Source organism: Veillonella sp. CAG:933, from assembly GCF_000431435.1.
In the GTDB taxonomy this organism is placed as follows: domain Bacteria; phylum Bacillota; class Negativicutes; order Veillonellales; family Veillonellaceae; genus Veillonella_A.
In genome coordinates this window covers 43,048-46,683 of the sequence record NZ_HF986218.1, presented here as the reverse complement: position 1 = coordinate 46,683, position 3,636 = coordinate 43,048, and the positions used below count along the sequence as shown (strand labels likewise).

Genomic DNA, 3,636 nt, shown 5'->3' with positions numbered 1-3,636 from the left:
TCTAAAAACCAACTCAAAATGTCCTATAGGCCGGAGTTTTTTTATGTCCATGTTAGTTAGCACTGCGCGTATTAAGTTTTGCGCGGAGTTTTTGGCAAAATAACCTTGCTACGGCTGAGGCTTTGGATTTAACCATTCGCTCCAACTGAGTTCAAAGCCTGTCTGATAATTTTGCTGTACATAGCGATAGAACTTGTTAATCATAACCGCTTTTTCCTCGTAATAGGGAGCCTTCCAAGTATCTTTATCGGATGTAGCCGCCACATTATTGCCACCAATCAACTGCTGGCGCGCTAAAATATCGGCTAACGGTATATCCGGGTTTTTCATAATGTCATACATAGCCATAAAGGCAGTGGTACGGCCTTTGCCGGCCTCGCAGTGGAAGTGGAGCCATGCGTTCTTTGGTAGTGTTTTGTAAAAAGCAATAAAACGATCGATGGAGGCTTCATCCGGCCAGGTGTGATCGGTAGCGGTAAAGCGCACATAGCGTAAGCCCAATTCTTTGGCTATTGTTTCCTCGGTTTTGGCTGATGTAACTGTAAGCGTCTGTTCGTTAATGGCGTTTTTATTCGCATCTAAAGAAGCGATAGGAAGGGCCGTATTTACCAATTTATTGGCGTAGTCCCGCTCTTCATTGATGATAGTTTGATAGGATTTGCCCACATTGCCCCAGTTGCGTTTGCCATAGTGACTCACAGGAATTCCGTTTACAAAAAGGTGAGTTTCTTGGCGTAAGTTCACTACATAAATCGGACCGTCGGTCTTGGTGCGCAAGGTATTGGCGATTTGTGCCAATTGCTCCGCCGATGGCTGAGAACTGCCGGAGATATTTAAGGTATCCAAGCCCTTGCGGGTAGGTAAATTGGGATCTGTTTTAAAACGGTCGCGAGACGTGCGAAAAGCCGGAGGTAAAGTAGCCGTATTTTCGTTATCTTCGCGCCACATATACGCCGTATAAGGGTTAATCAAACGTTTATCGGCATATAACTGATTGGGATTTATCGCCGCTTGAGTCTGCTTGGCGACGGCTTTGGAAGTTTTTTGGTGTTCATTTTTACTCTCTAAGAGCGTTTCCTGTGTCGGCAATTGCAGGCGCGGGATGGCTTCTTTTGGCAAAACAGCTTCGCTCGCAAAAGCGGTGCCGTATAGCGTGGTGCCGATGATAGTCATCATGGCGGCGCGTTGCCAAATGGAGTTTGATTTTGATCTCATAAGAATACTCTTTCTATATCATTTGAAAATATGCTTGTAATACCCTGAAAACTTATATGGGGTTTCTTAAGTATAACATATTTGGGAGGAATAGCGTATGTTGCGTTGAAGAATACGGCGATAAGGGAATAAAGCAAAAAAGCCTGCAAATCCTAGAATCCACAGGCTTTTTTGTTGTGTGTTGTGTGTTGTGTGTTTGTGTGTTGTGTGTTTGTGTGTTTGTGTGTTGTGTGTTGAGAGTTTATTTAGTTGTGTTGGTTTTTACGTGTGTGTTTGAGAAAGCTTAAAAAGGAGATATTTCTTAGAAATTGACATCCGTGTAGGAAGTCGGGGTTGCATGTTCGTACTGACGGTTGTTGTCGTACTTTTTCATATGCTTTTTGTCATTATGATGCGGGCCTTCATGATGTTTTTGACCATCCATCATAGGAGGCTGTCCCATAGGAGGCATATCCTGCGGACCACCTTGACCGCCCATCATAGGAGGCTGTCCCATAGGAGGCATACCCTGCGGACCACCTTGGCCACCCATCATAGGAGGTTGCCCCATAGGAGGCTGACCTTGACGACCATCCCGGTCATGCATCATAGGAGGTTGTCCCATAGGAGGCTGATCTTGACGACCATCCCGGTCATGCATCATAGGAGGTTGTCCCATAGGAGGCTGACCTTGACGACCATTTTGGTCATTCATCATAGGAGGTTGGCCCATAGGAGGTTGACCTTGATGACCATCCCGGTCATGCATCATAGGAGGTTGTCCCATAGGAGGCTGACCTTGACGACCATTTTGGTCATTCATCATAGGAGGTTGGCCCATAGGAGGTTGACCTTGATGACCATCCCGGTCATGCATCATAGGAGGTTGTCCCATAGGAGGCTGACCTTGACGACCATTTTGGTCATTCATCATAGGAGGTTGGCCCATAGGAGGTTGACCTTGATGACCATCCCGGTCATGCATCATAGGAGGTTGTCCCATAGGAGGCTGACCTTGACGACCATTTTGGTCATTCATCATAGGAGGTTGGCCCATAGGAGGTTGACCTTGATGACCATCCCGGTCATGCATCATAGGAGGTTGACCCATAGGCGGCTGACCTTGACGACCATTTTGGTCATTCATCATAGGAGGTTGGCTGTGGCGTTCCATGCGTTGACCTTGCTCGGAACCCTGTTCATTAGCTTGCGGTTGCATTCTGTTGTCGCCATTTGGCTGATACTGGCGTTCCTGACCACGATGGGATTGGCGGTCGTAGGCATTTGGCATTTGACCGGCATTGGTGCGATTAGCGCCGTAGTTAGCTTCCGGCATCAAGAAGATAGCGGTATTAGCTTCTACCTGGTTACGAGCCATGGAACGGGCGCGTAACATTCTGTCATAAATGGTAGGGCTATTGGAACCGTCATCTTGTACGGTTGCCGTTTGAGGGCCCTCTATACCGGCACTAGCGGTTGTTACGTGAGTTGTGGTTGCTTGTTGTGTTGCAGCCGGCTCAGCAGCTATTGAGGTACCCCAAAGGGTGCCGCCTAGAACACCTAGCAAAGCAACCTTTCTCAATAAATTCTGAGTCGATTTTTTCATACTAAGACTCCTTTGCTATATTAACGAGAGATAGTGTAGCAGAACTTTTTGTAACTCAATCATGGAATAACGAAATCTTTTTAGTAACGTTACCAATTTCGTCTTCATCTAATTTTGGAAACTCGGATTGGAGTTTTAGTTTTCTGCTATGGGTATAGCATACAGGGGAATTATGAAATTTGTATGTAAAATTCGTGAAATTACAGTGAAATTTGGATGTATAGGAAATGAATAAGAATATTAGATGTTATTTATATATATAAGGAAAAATTTTTCCGTATAACAGTAGGAAGTTTTTATTTAATAAACCTAAAAACCATGATACAATAGATACGGTTCAAATTTGGTGACCTGTTGGAACCCCATAATCGGATAAAATTACAATAATGGTTATGCGCGGTAATAAGTCGTGAGTTAAGCTTAAGGAGGTAGGTTATGACGGATGCAGAATATATGCAGGAAGCTTTACAAGAAGCAAAAAAAGCCTATGACCTTGGCGAGATTCCCATCGGTGCCGTTATTGTCCAGGATGGCGAGATTATTTCGCGTCATCATAATCGCCGTGAATTAGATCACGATGCAACGGCTCATGCGGAGATTTTAGTCATTCGCGAAGCTTGTGAAATACTTGACCGTTGGCGGTTGACCGGTTGCACGCTTTATGTTACTATAGAACCGTGTCCGATGTGCGCCGGAGCCATTATTAACAGCCGGATTGACCGTGTTGTATATGGCAGTAGCGATTACAAAGGAGGCGCTGTAGAGTCTTTATTTAATGTACTGACCCATCCGGGCTTGAATCACGAGCCTGAGATTTTAAGCGGGGTTATGGCTGA

At 45.2% G+C, this 3,636-nt stretch carries 3 protein-coding genes; 1 reads left to right on the top strand and 2 read right to left on the bottom strand.

Annotated elements, in window-relative coordinates; all coding sequences use genetic code 11:
- Positions 1-108 precede the first annotated feature (108 nt).
- Together QZL64_RS10355 and QZL64_RS10350 are read right to left on the bottom strand one after the other, a co-directional pair.
- Positions 109-1,215: a phosphatase domain-containing putative toxin gene (locus QZL64_RS10355; protein ID WP_021841924.1), complete on the bottom strand. Its 1,107-nt coding sequence runs from the start codon at positions 1,213-1,215 to the stop codon at positions 109-111.
- A 301-nt stretch (positions 1,216-1,516) separates the two neighbouring features.
- A complete protein-coding gene (locus QZL64_RS10350; protein ID WP_021841923.1) occupies positions 1,517-2,800 on the bottom strand; it encodes a hypothetical protein in 1,284 nt (427 codons plus the stop codon).
- A 435-nt stretch (positions 2,801-3,235) separates the two neighbouring features.
- Here QZL64_RS10350 and tadA point away from each other — a divergent pair.
- On the top strand, positions 3,236-3,636 hold a 401-nt coding region (gene tadA, locus QZL64_RS10345; protein ID WP_296309542.1), incomplete at its 3' end, for a tRNA adenosine(34) deaminase TadA.